Annotated in this window: 1 protein-coding gene; it reads right to left on the bottom strand. The window is 48.7% G+C overall.

Annotated elements, in window-relative coordinates; genetic code table 11:
• Positions 1–674 (bottom strand): site-specific integrase (locus H8S64_RS22250; protein WP_186978741.1); only part of this gene is annotated, 674 nt, incomplete at both ends.

The following is a 674-nucleotide window of genomic DNA, read 5'->3' as shown; positions in this document are numbered from 1 at the left end:
CGGGCGTAGATTTGCGTAGTTTCTATGTTTGTGTGTCCCAGCATCTTGGACACCGTTTCAATGGGTACGCCCTTTGACAGCGTGGTGGTCGTGGCGAACGTGTGCCGGGCAAGGTGGAACGTCAGGTTCTTTTTAATACCGCATATATCGGCAATCTCTTTCAAGTAGGCGTTTAGCTTCTGATTGCTGATTACGGGAAGTATCTTCCCGTCCGGTAACTTGCCCTTGTACTTCTTCAAAATCATCTTGGGAATATCCAGCAGGGGGACATTCACGTCCGTATTCGTCTTTTGCCGCTTGGTGATTATCCAAAGGTTGCCGTCAAAGGACTTTTGGATATTCTCCTGCCGCAAGTTGGCGACATCGCTGTAAGCCAAACCGCAGAAACAGGAAAAGACGAACAAGTCCCTGACGTGTTCCAGCCGCTCGGAAACCATTTTCTTTTTAAGGATGATTTTTATCTCGTCCTCTGTCAGATAACCCCTGTCCACTTTCTCCAGCCGGATTTTATAGCTGGCGAACGGGTCGCCCACCAGTATGCCGTTGTTACGGGCAATGATGATGATACGCTTGAAGAACTGCATGAACTTGGCGGTGGTGTTGTAGCCGCACTTGCAGGCGGTACGCAAATACAACTCAAAATCGGTAATGAACATCGGGCTTATCTCCTTTAT

Origin of the sequence: Butyricimonas hominis, assembly GCF_014287455.1 — a bacterium.
In the GTDB taxonomy this organism is placed as follows: domain Bacteria; phylum Bacteroidota; class Bacteroidia; order Bacteroidales; family Marinifilaceae; genus Butyricimonas; species Butyricimonas muris.
Note: the sequence above shows the minus strand (reverse complement) of the source record. Positions and strands in the feature narration are given on the sequence as shown.